General features: G+C 51.7%; 22 protein-coding genes. 15 read left to right on the top strand and 7 right to left on the bottom strand.

Annotated elements, in window-relative coordinates:
* The 5 genes from OEL57_RS16915 to OEL57_RS07490 all read right to left on the bottom strand — a co-directional run.
* Positions 1-694: xanthine dehydrogenase family protein molybdopterin-binding subunit (locus OEL57_RS16915; RefSeq protein WP_300739171.1), on the bottom strand; the 694-nt coding region annotated here is incomplete at its 3' end.
* 157 nt (positions 695-851) lie between these two features.
* Positions 852-1,187 (bottom strand): STAS domain-containing protein, encoded by a 336-nt coding sequence (locus OEL57_RS07475; RefSeq protein ID WP_300739173.1) that lies wholly within the window; start codon positions 1,185-1,187, stop codon positions 852-854.
* Between the two features lie 32 nt (positions 1,188-1,219).
* A complete protein-coding gene (locus tag OEL57_RS07480; protein WP_300739176.1) occupies positions 1,220-1,561 on the bottom strand; it encodes an EF-hand domain-containing protein in 342 nt (113 codons plus the stop codon).
* A 35-nt stretch (positions 1,562-1,596) separates the two neighbouring features.
* On the bottom strand, positions 1,597-2,004 hold the full coding sequence (locus OEL57_RS07485; RefSeq protein WP_300739179.1) for a bacteriohemerythrin: 408 nt from the start codon (positions 2,002-2,004) through the stop codon (positions 1,597-1,599).
* A gap of 55 nt (positions 2,005-2,059) precedes the next feature.
* Positions 2,060-2,266, bottom strand: coding sequence for a hypothetical protein (locus OEL57_RS07490; protein ID WP_300739182.1), 207 nt, complete (start codon positions 2,264-2,266; stop codon positions 2,060-2,062).
* Between the two features lie 266 nt (positions 2,267-2,532).
* Here OEL57_RS07490 and ettA point away from each other — a divergent pair, with 266 nt between their 5' ends.
* From ettA to OEL57_RS07510, 4 genes are read left to right on the top strand one after another with little or no spacing between them, the layout of a single operon-like run.
* Positions 2,533-4,209, top strand: a complete 1,677-nt coding sequence (gene ettA, locus OEL57_RS07495; protein ID WP_300739185.1) for an energy-dependent translational throttle protein EttA — start codon at positions 2,533-2,535, stop codon at positions 4,207-4,209.
* A 16-nt stretch (positions 4,210-4,225) separates the two neighbouring features.
* Positions 4,226-5,161: a diguanylate cyclase gene (locus OEL57_RS07500; protein ID WP_300739188.1), complete on the top strand. Its 936-nt coding sequence runs from the start codon at positions 4,226-4,228 to the stop codon at positions 5,159-5,161.
* Positions 5,162-5,198: 37 nt separating this feature from the next.
* Positions 5,199-5,954, top strand: coding sequence for a hypothetical protein (locus tag OEL57_RS07505; protein ID WP_300739191.1), 756 nt, complete (start codon positions 5,199-5,201; stop codon positions 5,952-5,954).
* A gap of 33 nt (positions 5,955-5,987) precedes the next feature.
* Positions 5,988-6,728 carry a PilZ domain-containing protein gene (locus OEL57_RS07510; protein WP_300739194.1) on the top strand — a complete coding sequence of 247 codons (741 nt, stop codon included), beginning with the start codon at positions 5,988-5,990 and terminating at the stop codon, positions 6,726-6,728.
* A gap of 5 nt (positions 6,729-6,733) precedes the next feature.
* Here OEL57_RS07510 and OEL57_RS07515 read toward each other — a convergent pair whose 3' ends face one another.
* Positions 6,734-7,204, bottom strand: coding sequence for a DUF721 domain-containing protein (locus OEL57_RS07515; protein WP_300739197.1), 471 nt, complete (start codon positions 7,202-7,204; stop codon positions 6,734-6,736).
* On the bottom strand, positions 7,173-7,451 hold the full coding sequence (locus tag OEL57_RS07520; RefSeq protein ID WP_300739200.1) for a hypothetical protein: 279 nt from the start codon (positions 7,449-7,451) through the stop codon (positions 7,173-7,175). The genes OEL57_RS07515 and OEL57_RS07520 overlap by 32 nt, the downstream gene beginning before the upstream one ends.
* A gap of 61 nt (positions 7,452-7,512) precedes the next feature.
* On the opposite strand from OEL57_RS07520, the gene OEL57_RS07525 reads away from it, so the two are divergent.
* The 11 genes from OEL57_RS07525 to OEL57_RS07575 all read left to right on the top strand — a co-directional run.
* Complete coding sequence (locus tag OEL57_RS07525) at positions 7,513-7,800, top strand: DUF3343 domain-containing protein (RefSeq protein ID WP_300739203.1); 288 nt, start codon at positions 7,513-7,515, stop codon at positions 7,798-7,800.
* Positions 7,787-8,377 carry a sulfurtransferase-like selenium metabolism protein YedF gene (gene yedF / locus OEL57_RS07530; RefSeq protein ID WP_300739206.1) on the top strand — a complete coding sequence of 197 codons (591 nt, stop codon included), beginning with the start codon at positions 7,787-7,789 and terminating at the stop codon, positions 8,375-8,377. Before OEL57_RS07525 ends, yedF begins: the two co-directional genes overlap by 14 nt.
* An 82-nt stretch (positions 8,378-8,459) precedes the next feature.
* Positions 8,460-9,851, top strand: a complete 1,392-nt coding sequence (gene ffh / locus OEL57_RS07535; protein ID WP_300739208.1) for a signal recognition particle protein — start codon at positions 8,460-8,462, stop codon at positions 9,849-9,851.
* A 66-nt stretch (positions 9,852-9,917) separates the two neighbouring features.
* A complete protein-coding gene (rpsP, locus tag OEL57_RS07540) occupies positions 9,918-10,181 on the top strand; it encodes a 30S ribosomal protein S16 (protein WP_300739210.1) in 264 nt (87 codons plus the stop codon).
* Between the two features lie 59 nt (positions 10,182-10,240).
* Complete coding sequence (locus OEL57_RS07545) at positions 10,241-10,471, top strand: KH domain-containing protein (protein WP_078789922.1); 231 nt, start codon at positions 10,241-10,243, stop codon at positions 10,469-10,471.
* Positions 10,471-11,001, top strand: a complete 531-nt coding sequence (gene rimM / locus OEL57_RS07550; protein WP_300739216.1) for a ribosome maturation factor RimM — start codon at positions 10,471-10,473, stop codon at positions 10,999-11,001. The genes OEL57_RS07545 and rimM overlap by 1 nt, the downstream gene beginning before the upstream one ends.
* A complete protein-coding gene (gene trmD / locus OEL57_RS07555; protein ID WP_300739218.1) occupies positions 10,998-11,735 on the top strand; it encodes a tRNA (guanosine(37)-N1)-methyltransferase TrmD in 738 nt (245 codons plus the stop codon). The genes rimM and trmD overlap by 4 nt, the downstream gene beginning before the upstream one ends.
* Complete coding sequence (locus OEL57_RS07560; protein ID WP_300739220.1) at positions 11,725-12,288, top strand: RNA methyltransferase; 564 nt, start codon at positions 11,725-11,727, stop codon at positions 12,286-12,288. The genes trmD and OEL57_RS07560 overlap by 11 nt, the downstream gene beginning before the upstream one ends.
* Before the next feature lie 46 nt (positions 12,289-12,334).
* Positions 12,335-12,694 (top strand): 50S ribosomal protein L19, encoded by a 360-nt coding sequence (gene rplS, locus OEL57_RS07565; RefSeq protein WP_300739221.1) that lies wholly within the window; start codon positions 12,335-12,337, stop codon positions 12,692-12,694.
* 44 nt (positions 12,695-12,738) lie between these two features.
* Complete coding sequence (locus tag OEL57_RS07570; protein ID WP_300739223.1) at positions 12,739-13,383, top strand: ribonuclease HII; 645 nt, start codon at positions 12,739-12,741, stop codon at positions 13,381-13,383.
* A 44-nt stretch (positions 13,384-13,427) separates the two neighbouring features.
* Positions 13,428-14,587 (top strand): GspE/PulE family protein (locus OEL57_RS07575; RefSeq protein WP_300739225.1); only part of this gene is annotated, 1,160 nt, incomplete at its 3' end.

Raw genomic sequence — 14,587 nt, forward strand, 5'->3', positions numbered from 1 at the left:
ATAAGAGACAGCCCCAGGGGATGCCCAGGGCATGGCTGATCTCAAAGCGGTCACGGAAAGGTGATTGGGTGGAAACATCCATCAGCAGGCCGCCATCCTCTTCCAGTCGGGCCACCCCGCTTTCGGTTTCCAGAAAGGCATGGGCCTGCACCGGCGTGCTGAAGCTACCCTCCACCACCACGGCGCAGTCGCTAAAGCCATCCAGCCCTTGGCCTTTACAGATGGTGGCCTGGGCCAGCAGGTTACCGGGTTTGTCCTCATGAATCAGCGGCGCATCCGCTGCCAGGGCGCTGTCCAGATCAAAGAGACCGGCTAGCGGTTCCAGCTCAAATCGGACCAGCTCCAGCGCCTGGTGCAGGGTGCTACGGTCCTCTGCCAGCACCAGCGCCAGCGGATCACCGATGTAGCGCACCACCGTATCGCACAGCACCGGCATATCTTTGTGGATGATCCCCTGGCGGTTGCTGGCGGTCAGATCTGCAGCAGTCAGTACTGCCACCACGCCGGGCAGTGCCTTGGCAGCGGAGGTGTCTATGGAAATGATCCGTCCGGCAGGCAGATTGGAGCGGACCGCCCCGGCCCAGAGACAGTTGGCCGGATAGCGGTCTGCGGCGTACGGTTCTGTACCGGCTGCCTTGGCAGCAGCATCACCACGGGGGTGGGAGGCACCGATTTTTAATGCAGATGCATTCACGGAAATGTTCCTTGTTCAGCAGGTATCAGCAGGGGCATGTCATCTACCGGCGGCAGGTAACAGAAGGGAGTTGTTACTACACAAAAGGCCGCCAGGTACATTACCAAGCGGCCCGGAGATTTGTTACCAGAGAGCACAATCATGCAAGCTGCAACAGCTACGCAAGTGAAGCACAGGCCTCTTCCACATTGGGAAACGTGGAAAGAATAGCCAGAAAACCGGATATTCTGAATACTTCTTCAACGGTTCCGCCCAAGCGGCACAGAAGCAAAGAACCGTTTTTGGTCTTCAGCTGTTTTGCAGCAGCCAGCAGTGAGCGCAACCCTGCGCTACTGATATACTCAAGCCCCTGCATATCAAGCACAAAACGGGTTTTGCCGTTGGTAAGCTGCTCTGCAAACCAACGATCAAATTCAACCGTGGTCATGGCATCCATCCTGCCCACAAGGGCGGCGACGGTTACTCCATCTTGTATGGTGACGGTTATCTGCATCAGATGCACCTCCTTGACAGCAGAACTGGTTTTCAGAATTTCAAGAGGATCAGGCCATCTCGTGAAGCACGGCTCCATTCCTTTTTGCTGACATGTCCACTTTTATCCGTATCCAACTGATCAAACAGACGCTTTTTCTGCTCTTCAGTCATGGCAGCGGCAGTGCCTGCTTTAAGCATATCACGATGAACCACCTGATTTTGACCTTTGGGGGTGGTCACCAGATGCAGATCCGCTTTCAGCAACTCATCTTTACTGACAGAGTTGTTTTTGTCGGCATCAAGCTTTGTAAAAAATTGGTCTTCAGCTGCAAAGACAGTCAACGGAATCATCAACGCCACCACCACAACCAGACTACGCACCAACTGTTTCATCTTTAGTATCCCCTTCAAGCATCAATTGAACTGCTTCAAACAATCCCTTTACTCTGAAAAAACGCTGTGTACTTTTTATCTTCGCCTTTGATATGGCTGGTTAGCCAGTTAACCAAAAACTGCATTATATTGATTGGTTGCAACTGTTTACCGTTTTTAAACTGTGTATAGATATCTTCAACCTGACGCACCAGATCAACATGGGCTTGTTTATGCTGCTGATAGTCGGGATACCCATACTGCTCCATCAGTGCTTCTTCTTCAGTAAAATGTACCCGTGTATAATCAACAAGTCCTGCCAGAATCTCATCAAGCAGATCTTGCGCCTGCCCATCCTTTAAAGCCTGATGCAACCGGTTCACCATGGCTACAAGCTGCCGGTGCTGATCATCAAACTGCTGGATATCCACCTTTAGTGACTGATTCCATTCAATTAGCGCCATAAACGTCTGTCATCTCCTTCGCCAGTGTTGAGACATGAACCGTCGCCAACCGGTGTTAACCACCCAGATAACGGCTAAGCTCTTCACAAAGTGTCTGGGGATAGAGAAGACGTGCCGGGATCTTCTCACCGCCGAAGAATTCTTCACGCCAGGATTGACGTTTGACCCAGGCCATCAGCTGTTCCCAGCCCTGCCAGGTGGTAAAGTCAACCCCGTGGATATTGGTTAGTTGTTCCAGAAATGTCTGTTCGTAAGAAGCCATGGTGGCAATGCTCCCTATCTAGCGTGATGGTTAGTATACCCGGCTTTAGCCTGTTGGCAACCATCAACGGATAAAAAGCTGTATAGCATAAAAACAGTAAAGATGTAGTAAAAAGCCCTTCCCAACAGCTTATCAAAGCTTTATACACCCCTTTTTTCAACGCTACAGCCGGATATGGGAGTCGCACTGAAAACACTGCTTACTAATTGACATCCACACCGCTCCATGCAATAAAAAACCCCTTATAAACAGTGGAGGTGAAAGCAGTGAGTGTTGACGACAAAAAAGTTATTTATAGCATGATGCGGGTATCAAAGTTCTACGACAAGAAACCGATCATCAAGGACATTTCCCTTTCCTATTTTTATGGCGCTAAAATCGGCGTGCTGGGCCTGAACGGGTCCGGTAAATCGACCCTGCTAAAAATCATGGCCGGAGTGGATACCGAATTTAACGGCCAGGTGGCACTGTCCCCCGGCTACACTGTGGGCTACCTTGAGCAGGAACCAAAGCTGGATGAAAGCAAAACCGTCCGCCAGGTGGTTGAAGAAGGTTGCCAGGAGATCGTTGACCTGCTGGCCGAGTTTAACGGCATTACCGACAAGTTTTCCGAGCCGGATGCTGATTTTGAAAAGCTGTGCGACCGTCAGGCGGTGCTGCAGGAAAAGCTGGACCATATGGATGCCTGGGATCTGGACTCCCGCCTGGAGCTGGCCATGGATGCCCTGCGCTGCCCCGATGGCGACACCCCGGTCAACGTGCTTTCCGGTGGTGAAAAAAGACGGGTTGCCCTCTGCCGCCTGCTGCTGAAAAAACCTGACATTCTACTGCTGGATGAACCGACCAACCACCTTGATGCCGAGACCGTGGCATGGCTGGAAAAGCACCTGCACAGTTACAGCGGCACTGTTATCGCCGTTACCCACGACCGTTATTTCCTGGATAACGTGGCCGGCTGGATTCTGGAGCTGGACCGGGGCGAAGGAATCCCCTGGAAAGGCAACTATTCCTCCTGGCTGGAACAGAAACAGGATCGTCTGGCAACTGAGGAAAAACAGGAGAGTGAACGTCGCAAGACACTGAAACGAGAGCTTGAGTGGATCAGGATGTCCCCCAAGGGACGCCACACCAAGGCACAGGCCAGAATCAGCAAATACGAAGATCTGGCAGCCCAGGAAGGCGAAACACGGGGCAAAGATCTTGAACTGTACATCCCGGCCGGTCCACGGCTGGGGGATATCGTGATTGAGGCGGATAATGTCAGCAAAGGCTTTGGTGACCGGCTGCTGTATGAAGGGATGACCTTCAAGCTGCCCCGTGGAGGAATCGTCGGGGTGATCGGCCCCAACGGCGCCGGTAAAACCACCCTCTTCAGGATGATCACCGGCGCTGAAACAGCGGATAGTGGCACCATCCGGGTTGGTGACACGGTACAGGTGGCCTATGTGGACCAGAGTCGCGACAGCCTGAACCCTGACCGCCTGTTGTGGGAGGAGATCAGTGACGGCCAGGAGATGATCCAGCTGGGCAAGCAGACCGTGAATGCCCGCAACTATGTGGCCCGCTTTAACTTTACCGGTGGTGATCAACAAAAGAAGGTCGGCATGCTGTCCGGTGGTGAACGTAATCGGGTCCATCTTGCCAAGGTATTGAAAAGTGGTGCTAACGTGTTACTCTTGGATGAGCCGACCAACGATCTGGATGTCAACACCATGCGGGCGCTGGAGGAAGGTCTGGAGAACTTTGGCGGCTGCGCCGTGGTTATCTCTCACGATCGCTGGTTCCTGGACCGGATTGCCACCCATATCCTTGCCTTTGAGGGGGACTCAAAGGTAACCTGGTTTGAAGGCAACTACTCTGAATATGAGGAAGACCGTCGCAAACGCCTGGGAGCTGAGGCTGATCGCCCACACCGGATCACCTATCGCAAACTGACCCGCTAATCTATTCGGAGGAAGCATGGCTGACACCGGTATCCCGATCCTGCTGGTTGATGACGACCGCTTTATGCGGACAGTGCTCTGCCAAACCCTGCAGGATGCGGGGTATCAGGTTAGTCAGGCTGCCAATGGAAAAGAGGCGCTGGAGCTTTGCCGCACCAGCTATTTCCCCATAATTTTAACCGACTGGGTCATGCCGGAAATGGATGGCATTGCCTTCTGTCGTGCCTTTAGAGAAAAAGCAGCAGAATGTTACACCTACCTGATCCTGTTAACCTCACAAGAGGGCAAGGATAAGCTGATTGAAGGGCTTGAAGCCGGGGCTGACGAATATCTGCTCAAGCCGGTCAACGAAGCAGAGCTGATGGTGCGCCTCAAAACAGCCCGCCGGATCCTTGACCTGGAGAGCTCTCTACAAAAGAGCCTGGAAGAGATTAAACAACTTTCAATCAGAGATCCGTTAACCGGCATGTTCAACCGTGGCTACCTGGATCAAAATCTACCGCACGAAATCCGCCGGGCAGAACGCTACCTGCGGGATTTTTCCCTGATCATGATGGACCTTGATCACTTCAAGAAAATCAACGACACCTGGGGACATCAGGCTGGTGATGCAGTGTTACAGCACTGCACCCGTATTATTGCCGGTACGATCCGCCGTGAAGTTGACTGGGTAGCTCGCTATGGTGGTGAAGAATTTGTACTGGTACTGCCAGAAACGGACCAGGCCGGCTGTAGTGTCGTTGCCGAGCGTTTGAGAAATCTGATTGCCTTATCCACCTGCAGTTTCAGAGGTGAAAATCTGAGCATAACGGCGAGCTTCGGCACGGTTACCCGATCTCCCTCCGACAGCACAAACGACATACATGCTGATTTCATGTTGCATAAGGCTGACCAATGCCTCTACCAGGCAAAAGAATCAGGACGCAACCGGATTGTACGGAGTTCTGTATAAGCTATGGAGTGAGAACTGTTTGGCAAGGAGCGCATCAATGAACTACACTACCTATTTTGCTCGCGGACAAAAAGTTTTTTTGATCAACACCTCATCTGATCGAGACGACAGCCTTTTCGAGGCTTTTTCTGCCACGATTACAGCAGGAGAAAACCAGCAGTTTACTCTACGTTCACGCTATCCGTTGCACCACGGCGAGCTGCATATACTAAAAACGGGGATGAGCTTCAAGATAACCACTGAAAGTTATGGCTCAGGCATGCAGTTTGTGGGTGTTATCCACTCGGTTTCTGGCAGAGAATTCATTATCCATCCAACCGGACAGCTTGAAATGTACCAGCGCAGTCAGGTCCCCCGGATGGACACCATTCTTGATTTTCGCACCTTCACACGCACTGCCCCACTAACCTTTTTCCGGCAGGAGTGGGGGCGCTACCAGGCCCTGCTGTCTGCCAACAGCACTGACAAGCTTGAACTATCATCCGGCGAAATCAACCTTGGCGTAGGCGGATTCCGTCACCTGGTGGATAAGTCGGATCAGAATTCAGAGCTTACCATGGTTTTTATTGACCTGGAACCGGGAACGACGCCAATATGCGCCGTTGCGGAACTGCTCTGGCGTCGTACTCTGCCCGATGAAGACCGGCTCGCCATTGGGCAGCGATTTATTCTTATCAAAAAAACCGATCAGGAACGAATTCAGGCCTACATCCAGCATCGTCAGAAAAAACAGACGAAAACAGTTCACCCGAAAAACAACTGGGAGCTGCTTGACCGAATGTTTCGCGATTAGCAGAACGCCACAACGTAGAACCGGTACTCATAAATGAACTATGATCGCTATTTTACCCGCGGGCAAAACGTCTTCCTGATCAACATTTCGGAAGAGCGGGATGCGTCTGTCTTTGATTCATTTACTGGCAGGGTTGTGCTTTGCAGTGATGACCAGCTTCTGCTGAGAACCGCCTATCGCCTCTATTCAGGAGAAGTGTCGGGCCTGAAGCCCGGCATGCAGTTCAAGTTGACAACAGAAGCGATGGGGATGGGAGTTCAGATCAGGGCAGAGCTTGTTGAGCTGATTTCCCCGGAAGAGCTGAAACTGCGCCCATTGGGTGAATTAGCGGTCTATCAACGTCGTCAATCCCCCCGCGTTGACCTGTCGCTTCCGCTACTGCTGGTCCCCCAAAAATCCTCGCTGGCAGCTTTTCAACGGGAATGGAAACGGGTCGTTCAAGATCTGCAGAAACCTGCCCCGCCACGGCTGAAACTTACCAGCACAGCCGTAAATTTAAGTGCCGGTGGCTTTGGGGTTACTCTTGCCACTGAACCGACGCACCTTGCTCTTGTTGTGATTGATCTGCAGGATGAAAAAAGACCGATCTGCGCAGTGGCAGAGCTGATCTGGCGCAAACCGGACAATGAGCAACAACTGACCGCATGCGGACACCGCTTTGTTGATATTTTAAAGGAGGATCAGGAACGGATAGCAGCGTTGGTGGAAAAGATAGCCGGCGGGCGGACATCCGGGGCGAAACAGCGTGAGCTTATCGACAGGATGGAACCATGAAAAATTCAGCTGTTACGGAGATGCAATTCTATTAATGCCTTCAGCGATTCTCTCAGCTCAGCATCTTTCAAATCACTAACCTGTTTGGCAACCTGGGCCTGCTGTTGTACAGAAAGCGGCTTGGGCGTTGGACGAACGGCTTCTGTAACGCCGGTATCATGCTGAATCCTGCCGGACTTGAGGACAATCTCCTTAACTCTCTCATTACCCAGCAGGGTATTTATGCGCTCACGCAGTTCAGTCTTCATAAAGCTTAACTGCTGCATCCAGGGGCCGCTGGCCACAACAACCGTCAGCACACCGCCAACCAGACGCAGAGGTCTGGCACGACCGGCAATAGCAGCCCCCACCGCCTGATCCCAGCTTTCCCAGATCACCAGATCTTTCAGGCGTGCGCCAAGTTCCGGGTTAAGACCGGGGCCTGTGAGTAACTTGCTGATCGGCTCAGGGCTGCCTTTGGGGCGCTTTCCTGCCATGTATCATCCTCCGTTTGTACCAGCCGCCGACTATCTGTCCACCAATTGCAGCGGCCAGAGTAAAAGGAATCACACGCCAACCAAATCCAGCCATGTGTCTGAAATGAACCACCAACGGAATCGGCAGGTGTGCCAGAAACAGCCAGGGCAAAGAGAATTTCTTAAATGATTCCCGTACATATCCACAGGGTATACTTACCAGAAAGGCACCAATCACCAATCCAGCGAAACTAAATGAATCTTGCATGCAGATCCCCTTTTCGGCATAGTATGAAGTTCGGCTACCATTGTCAATCAGGAGCAATCCCATGGTGCAGCAGGTTGTAAGTGAAGGACAGTACCTTGCAGTATTTAATTCTACCCATCGGGTTCTAAAGGCAGAAGGTCTTCTGAAAAGCAGCGGACTACCCATCATGCTGATTCCGGCCCCCCGTGCGGTGCAGGCAGACTGCGGCCTTGCAATCCGCTTTGATGAAGAGCATCAGGATTTAATTATGGAGTTACTGACTGAGCAGAATCTATTGCCAGCCTTTTTGTGCCAGTTCATAAACAACACATTCATCACCATCAGGGAGTATCAGCATGAAAACCATTGATTGCCGTGGGCAGGCCTGTCCAGTACCGGTTATTGCCACTAAGAAAGCATTGGAAGAGTCAGGCACGCCGCTATGTATGCTGGTGGATGATGGTGCCCCGCGAGAAAACGTAGTGCGTTTTGTCAAAAACCGCGGGTATCAGGTTACTGAAACAGCAGAAGCTGATGGTTGGTCGCTGCTGGTAACCGGATCAACAGCAGCTGAAGAGGCTCCACAGGGTGCTGTAACAGCTACAGCATCAGGAGACAGAGTTCTGCTCATCACCTCAAACCGACTGGGTGATGGATCAGAAGAGCTTGGGTACCTGCTCATGAAAAACTTCATTTTCACCCTGCTTGAAACCCCACAGCAACCAGACCGGATCCTGTTTTTGAATAGTGGCGTACTGCTTGCTACTGAAGGTGCCGAGACGGTCGAAGCACTCAAACGTCTGGAAGAGCGGGGGATTGAGCTGTTTGCCTGCGGTGTCTGCCTGGATTATTTCAAGAAAAAGGACCAACTGGCCGTTGGACAGGTCACCAACATGTTCAGCACAGCGGAACATCTGCTGACAGCAGCCTCAGTCATCAGACTCTAGCAAGCAGATAATTCTTGACAAGAGCACACTGACACCTCTATAGTTTGCTCCTTTTAGGATACCCTGAGTATATTGGCACTAAATGTTTGATAACCTTTCGGATAAACTGGAATCAGTCTTTAAAAAGCTCCGCGGTCAGGGAGTAATGACTGAGGACAACATCAAGGACGCCTTGCGTGAAGTTCGCCTGGCGCTGCTTGAGGCTGACGTTAATTTCAAGGTTGTCAAAGACTTTGTTGAGAATGTCCGCCTGAAGGCAGTCGGCACCGAAGTCATGCAGAGTCTGGCTCCTGGTCAACAGGTGGTCAGAATCGTCCACGATGAACTGATCAGCCTGATGGGCGGTGATCAGGACAACAGCCTTGATCTTGCAGCTAAGCCGCCTGTAGTACTCATGCTGGTCGGCCTGCAGGGCGCGGGTAAAACAACTACCTGCGGCAAACTGGGTAGTTGGCTTCGCAAACAGAAACGTCGTCCCCTGCTGGTTCCTGCTGACGTCTACCGTCCGGCAGCTATCGAACAGCTAAAGACCGTTGGACGACAACTAAATATTGATGTTTTTGACTCTCAGGCAGGCCAGGATCCGGTAGATATCTGCTCGGCTGCAGTCCGTTTTGCAGAATTAAATGGTTTTGACACTGTACTGTTAGACACCGCCGGACGTCATCAGATTGATGACTACCTGATGAGTGAACTGGAGCGGATCAAAACCGTTGCTCAGCCTCGGGAAATCCTGTTTGTGGCTGATGCCATGACCGGTCAGGAAGCGGTCACGGTTGCCAGCGGCTTTAACGACCGCCTTGGCATTACCGGTGTTATACTCAGTAAACTTGATGGTGATGCAAAAGGTGGCGCAGCCCTTTCGATCAAGGCGGTTACCGGAGCACCGGTCAAGTTTGTCGGCCTGGGAGAGAAGTTGGATGCCCTTGAGGTATTCCACGCTGATCGCCTGGTTTCACGTATTCTCGGTATGGGTGATGTATTAACCCTTGTCGAAAAAGCGCAGTCTGCTCTTGATGAAAAAGAGACTGCCCGCCTGACCCAGAAACTAAAAAAGAATCAGTTCGATCTGGAAGATTTTCTTGCCCAGCTACAACAGCTTAAAAAGCTCGGCTCACTTGAGTCCATCATGGGGATGATCCCCGGTATGGGCAAGATGATGAAACAGATGCAGGGAGCCCAGCCCAGTGAAAAAGAGATGAAGCGGATTGAGGCAATTATCCGTTCCATGACTCCTGCTGAACGGGCAGATCACGGTATTATCAACGGTAGCCGACGCCTGCGGATCGCTAAAGGCAGTGGCACAACCGTACAGGAAATAAATCTGCTGCTCAAACGTTTTACAGAGGCGCAGAAGATGATGAAGCAACTGTCAAAAATGGGTCCCAAAAACCTGATGAAAGGGATGGGGGGCTTACCAGGACTCGGCAACATGGGTGGACTTGGCAAAGGGATGTTCCCTTTTGGCCGTTAATAAACTGATACTCTAACCAACTCGCATTTTCATAAAATCGAGACACAACGCAGGAGGAAACACACAATGGCTACAAAAATCAGACTGCAGCGTCACGGCGCAAAAAAGCGCCCTTTTTATCAGGTAGTGATTGCCGATGAGCGTTCACGCCGTGATGGTCGCTTCATTGAAAATGTCGGTTACTATGATCCAACCAAAAATCCGGCTATTTTGAAACTGAATGTTGAAAAAGTAATCGCTTGGCTAGACAAGGGCGCACAGCCCACTGACACCGTCAATCAGATTTTGAAAAAAGAAGGCATCCTGGAGAAGGCAGCCCAGGCAGCCTAGTAGAACGCTTCTTGCTCTATCCCGGCTAGCCCGGACACTACGAAGCAGAGGTACGCCAGATGAAAGCACTTGTCGAAACCATCGCGCAGGCTCTTGTCGACGACCCCTCCAAAGTGGTCACCTCCGAAGAGATGGAGGAGGACACTCTGGTTATCAAACTGTCCGTGGCTAAGGAAGACATGGGACGGATCATCGGCAAGGAGGGGCGTACCGCCAAGGCGGTCCGGACACTCCTGAATGCCGTTGCCACCCGGGATAACAAGAAGGCGATTCTTAAGATCATTGAGTAATGGATGTTTCCAACAACAACCTGATTGCCGTCGGTCGAATCAGTGGCACCCATGGCATTCGAGGCCAATTGAGGCTCCACTCATACTCCGGCAACCTTGAGAGCCTGCAGGCAGCCAAAACTATACTGCTTCGTTTTCCTGCAGGTGGTACTCAACAGATTCAGCTCAAACGTGCCGCTTACCATGGCGGCAAGTTCCTACTGACTCTGGACGGTTTTAATACTATCGAAAAAGCTCAGGAACTGACCGGTTGTGAACTGCTTCTGCAACGCGACCAGTTGCCGATACCGGAAGCTGACGAATACTACTGGCAGGACCTGCTTGGCCTTTCAGTTGTTACAACAGAAGGGCAGGAGCTGGGTTGCATCAAGGATATCCTGGAAACCGGAGCCAATGATGTCTATCTGGTTCGTAATGAAGCAACCCGGCGTGAATATCTGATTCCCGCCATAGCCAGCGTAATTGCCAACGTCAACCTGCAGACAGGATGCATGACCATTACCCCGTTGGAGGGGTTGCTTGATCTATGAGATTTGATATTCTGACCCTCTTCCCTGACATGTTCGGGGGACCGTTTGACGAAAGTATCATTCGCAGGGGACAGGACAAAGGGCTGATTCAAATAGCCCTGCACCAGATTCGTGATTATACCGTTGACCGCCACCGCACCGTTGATGATGCACCCTACGGCGGTGGAGCCGGTATGCTGATGAAACCGGAACCACTTTCGGCAGCCATTGAATCCGTTAAAAAACTGAACACAGAAGCCGCTGTTCTTTTGACAACACCACAGGGCAGACCGCTCACCCAGAAGTTGGCTCAGGAGTTATCCCTCAAGCCGGGATTAATTATTATCTGCGGCCGCTATGAAGGGATCGATGAACGGATCCACCAACACTATGTTGATCACGAGATCTCAATTGGAGACTATGTTCTTTCTGGTGGTGAGTTAGCGGCCATGGTGTTGGTAGATACGGTAACCAGACTGGTACCTGGCGTGCTTGGATCTGACGAGTCTGCACTGACTGATTCGTTTGGTGATGGATTGCTTGAGTATCCCCAGTACACGCGTCCACCTGAGTTTAACGGTTTACCGGTACCTGCTCCACTCCTCTCCGGCAACCATGCAGAGATCATACGCTGGCGTCGGGAACAGTCGTTGAAGCGGACAGCAGAGCGACGACCTGACCTGCTCACTCAGGCAGTTCTAAGCGATAAAGACAGGCTCTTTTTAAAAACACTTGGGGTTTCTAATGTCAGCTAACCTGTCAGTTGCGTTGCTGCATTACCCGGTCTACAACAAGCATCGGCAGCTGGTAACCACGGCTTTTACGAACCTGGATATCCATGACATTGCCCGGACCGCACGAACCTTTGGCCTATCCCGCTACTATCTGGTCAGTCCGTCCGCTGAACAACAACAGCTGATCCAGCGGATCGTGACCCACTGGGATTCAGGTTGGGGAGCAGACTACAATCCTGACCGGCGAGAAGCGCTTTCGATTGTCAGAATTGTTAATAACCTGCAGGATGCGCTTACTGATTTGCAGCAAACGCACCAACAACCGGTAAACATTATTGCAACCGGGGCGGCCCGAAGGCCTAATGCCACCTCTTTTAATGGTCTGCGCCAGCAATTGCAAAACAATGACCAGCACCATCTGCTGCTGCTTGGCACTGGCTGGGGGCTGGCTGACGAGATCTTTGAACAAGCCACGACCATTCTGGAACCGATCCAGGGCTATGGAGATTACAATCATTTACCGGTTCGCTCGGCTCTGGCCATTATGCTGGATCGACTGCTGGGAGAACGCTAACAACAACGAAACCTGCAAAAGGTTATATCTGAGGAGGAACAGCATCATGACTACCATCGACATCATTGAATTTGAGCAGATGAAGAAGAATACACCGGTTTTCAAGACCGGCGATACGGTCAAAGTACACGTTAAGATCGTGGAAGGTGACAAACAACGGATCCAGGCGTATCAAGGCGTTGTTATTGCACGCCAGAATGGTGGTATCCGTGAGTCTTTCACCGTCCGTAAAATATCAAACGGCATCGGTGTTGAGCGGGTATTCCCGCTGCATTCACCCATCGTAGAAAAAATTGAAGTAGTGACCCGCGGCCATGTCCGTCGTGCCAAACTGTACTATCTGCGCAAGCTCAAAGGCAAGGCTGCCCGGATTCGCGAGCGCAAGTACGTTCCCGGCCAGGCCTGATATATCGAAAAGCCCCGCCCTTCGGCGGGGCTTTTTTTATAACCATGCAAACATCACTTTTTGATCCCCCTGCGTTAAGCCTCTATCACTTTGAACTGCAGGCCCAGTCTCACGGCTTCAAACAGATCGCCGGTATTGATGAAGCTGGCCGAGGTCCCTTGGCCGGACCAGTGGTGGCTGCTGCAGTTATCTTAAATCCAGATCATCCGATTGAGGGGGTTAATGACTCAAAGAAACTCTCTGAAAAACGCAGGGAACAGCTTTTTGAGCTCATTATGACATACGCTGTCGCCGTTGGTGTTGGACTGGCAGATGCAGAAACCATTGACCGGATCAATATCCTGCAAGCGACCAGACAGGCCATGCTGGAGGCTGTACAGTCACTCCCCTGTTCTCCAGACTACCTTTTGATTGACGGCATTACCACCATCGCCTCTCCGCTGCCCCAACAGACACTTAAACAGGGGGACAGCCGTTCTGCCTCCATTGCTGCCGCCTCCATTATTGCCAAGGTAACGCGGGATCGCTTGATGCAAACCTATGACCAGCTTTACCCGGTCTATGGCTTTGCCAGACATAAGGGCTACGGCAGTGCAGTCCACCTTTCCGCACTGCAAAAATACGGCCCCTGCCCGATCCACCGCATGACCTTTGCCAGAGTTAAACCAGAAAACAACCCAAGTCCCTGAAACTTCATTTGCATTTTCCGTAAAAGCTTGTAAAATCCCGCCCCATGAGTACAATACCTTCTTCCACCATACAAAATACGCAAGAAGTCAAGATCGGGGTCATTCCAACCCTGCTGATCAAAGACGAAATCATCACCCATGAGCAGTTGGCCTATGCAACACGGGTGCATAGCAAGCTCACCACCCCTCAAACCATGCTGGACACCCTGCTTGAGCTGGGGCTGATTTCCCAGGAACAGCTACAAACCACCCTGCGTAAACACCAGCTTAATCTTCGTCTCGGGGATCTGCTGCTTGAACTGGGGTACCTGCGTGAGATAGACCTTCAGCAGGCCCTGGCAATCCAGAAAGACTCTCAGGGGCAACGGCGACTTGGTGATGTACTGGTTGACAACGGCTTTATTGAAGAACGCAAACTGCTTGAAACCCTCTCCTACCAGCTGGGGTATCCGCTGATAGATCCTGACTTTGTCAAGATAGACAAGACCTTGCTGGCCCGTCTACCGTTGAATATCTGCCACCAGTTCAATGTTCTGCCGCTCTACCGCCAGGGAGAACAACTGGTGGTAACCTTTGCAGATCCGCTTGACCAGCGAGCACGAGACATCGTTGCCGCCCACCTCGGTAACTTCATCCCGGCCATCTGTTCCAAAAACTCGCTGAAAGAGGCATTAGCTGCTATTGAGCATGCCGGTCAGACCGTTGCTGCTGATGACAACACCATCATCGGTATGATCAACCTCTTGTTTGAAGATGCGATTGAAGAGCAGGCCAGTGACATCCATATTGAACCCCAGAAAGACCGCCTGCGGGTCAGATTCAGGCGTGACGGTGTGATGGGGCATTACAAGGATTTCCCCAAGGATATCGCCCCACAGCTGACCACCAGAATCAAAGTCATGTCCCAGGCTGATATTGCAGAGAAACGCCGCCACCAGGATGGCCGCATCCTCTTTACCAGTCGCAAACATGGTATCAACCTTGATCTGCGGGTCTCTTTCTTCATCACCATTTACGGTGAAAAAGTGGTATTGCGACTCCTTAACAACAAGGGGACCTTGCTGGATATCAAGGAAGTGGGTATGGCTCCCCGCATGCTGGAGCACTTCATTTACGACGCCCTGGAAGTTCCCACCGGGGTTATGATCGTGACCGGTCCCACCGGTTCCGGCAAGACGACCACACTCTATGGTTGCGTCAACCA

The organism is Trichlorobacter sp., assembly GCF_030247655.1.
Lineage (GTDB): Bacteria > Desulfobacterota > Desulfuromonadia > Geobacterales > Pseudopelobacteraceae > Trichlorobacter.

Excerpts from the sequence above, each read along its gene's own strand:
- OEL57_RS07475 (WP_300739173.1), bottom strand. The coding sequence starts at position 1,187 with ATGCAGATAACCGTCACCATACAAGATGGAGTAACCGTCGCCGCCCTT.
- OEL57_RS07480 (WP_300739176.1), bottom strand. The coding sequence starts at position 1,561 with ATGAAACAGTTGGTGCGTAGTCTGGTTGTGGTGGTGGCGTTGATGATT.
- OEL57_RS07485 (WP_300739179.1), bottom strand. The coding sequence starts at position 2,004 with ATGGCGCTAATTGAATGGAATCAGTCACTAAAGGTGGATATCCAGCAG.
- OEL57_RS07490 (WP_300739182.1), bottom strand. The coding sequence starts at position 2,266 with ATGGCTTCTTACGAACAGACATTTCTGGAACAACTAACCAATATCCAC.
- OEL57_RS07500 (WP_300739188.1), top strand. The coding sequence starts at position 4,226 with ATGGCTGACACCGGTATCCCGATCCTGCTGGTTGATGACGACCGCTTT.
- OEL57_RS07505 (WP_300739191.1), top strand. The coding sequence starts at position 5,199 with ATGAACTACACTACCTATTTTGCTCGCGGACAAAAAGTTTTTTTGATC.
- OEL57_RS07510 (WP_300739194.1), top strand. The coding sequence starts at position 5,988 with ATGAACTATGATCGCTATTTTACCCGCGGGCAAAACGTCTTCCTGATC.
- OEL57_RS07515 (WP_300739197.1), bottom strand. The coding sequence starts at position 7,204 with ATGGCAGGAAAGCGCCCCAAAGGCAGCCCTGAGCCGATCAGCAAGTTA.
- OEL57_RS07520 (WP_300739200.1), bottom strand. The coding sequence starts at position 7,451 with ATGCAAGATTCATTTAGTTTCGCTGGATTGGTGATTGGTGCCTTTCTG.
- OEL57_RS07525 (WP_300739203.1), top strand. The coding sequence starts at position 7,513 with ATGGTGCAGCAGGTTGTAAGTGAAGGACAGTACCTTGCAGTATTTAAT.
- yedF (WP_300739206.1), top strand. The coding sequence starts at position 7,787 with ATGAAAACCATTGATTGCCGTGGGCAGGCCTGTCCAGTACCGGTTATT.
- ffh (WP_300739208.1), top strand. The coding sequence starts at position 8,460 with ATGTTTGATAACCTTTCGGATAAACTGGAATCAGTCTTTAAAAAGCTC.
- rpsP (WP_300739210.1), top strand. The coding sequence starts at position 9,918 with ATGGCTACAAAAATCAGACTGCAGCGTCACGGCGCAAAAAAGCGCCCT.
- OEL57_RS07545 (WP_078789922.1), top strand. The coding sequence starts at position 10,241 with ATGAAAGCACTTGTCGAAACCATCGCGCAGGCTCTTGTCGACGACCCC.
- rimM (WP_300739216.1), top strand. The coding sequence starts at position 10,471 with ATGGATGTTTCCAACAACAACCTGATTGCCGTCGGTCGAATCAGTGGC.
- trmD (WP_300739218.1), top strand. The coding sequence starts at position 10,998 with ATGAGATTTGATATTCTGACCCTCTTCCCTGACATGTTCGGGGGACCG.
- OEL57_RS07560 (WP_300739220.1), top strand. The coding sequence starts at position 11,725 with ATGTCAGCTAACCTGTCAGTTGCGTTGCTGCATTACCCGGTCTACAAC.
- rplS (WP_300739221.1), top strand. The coding sequence starts at position 12,335 with ATGACTACCATCGACATCATTGAATTTGAGCAGATGAAGAAGAATACA.
- OEL57_RS07570 (WP_300739223.1), top strand. The coding sequence starts at position 12,739 with ATGCAAACATCACTTTTTGATCCCCCTGCGTTAAGCCTCTATCACTTT.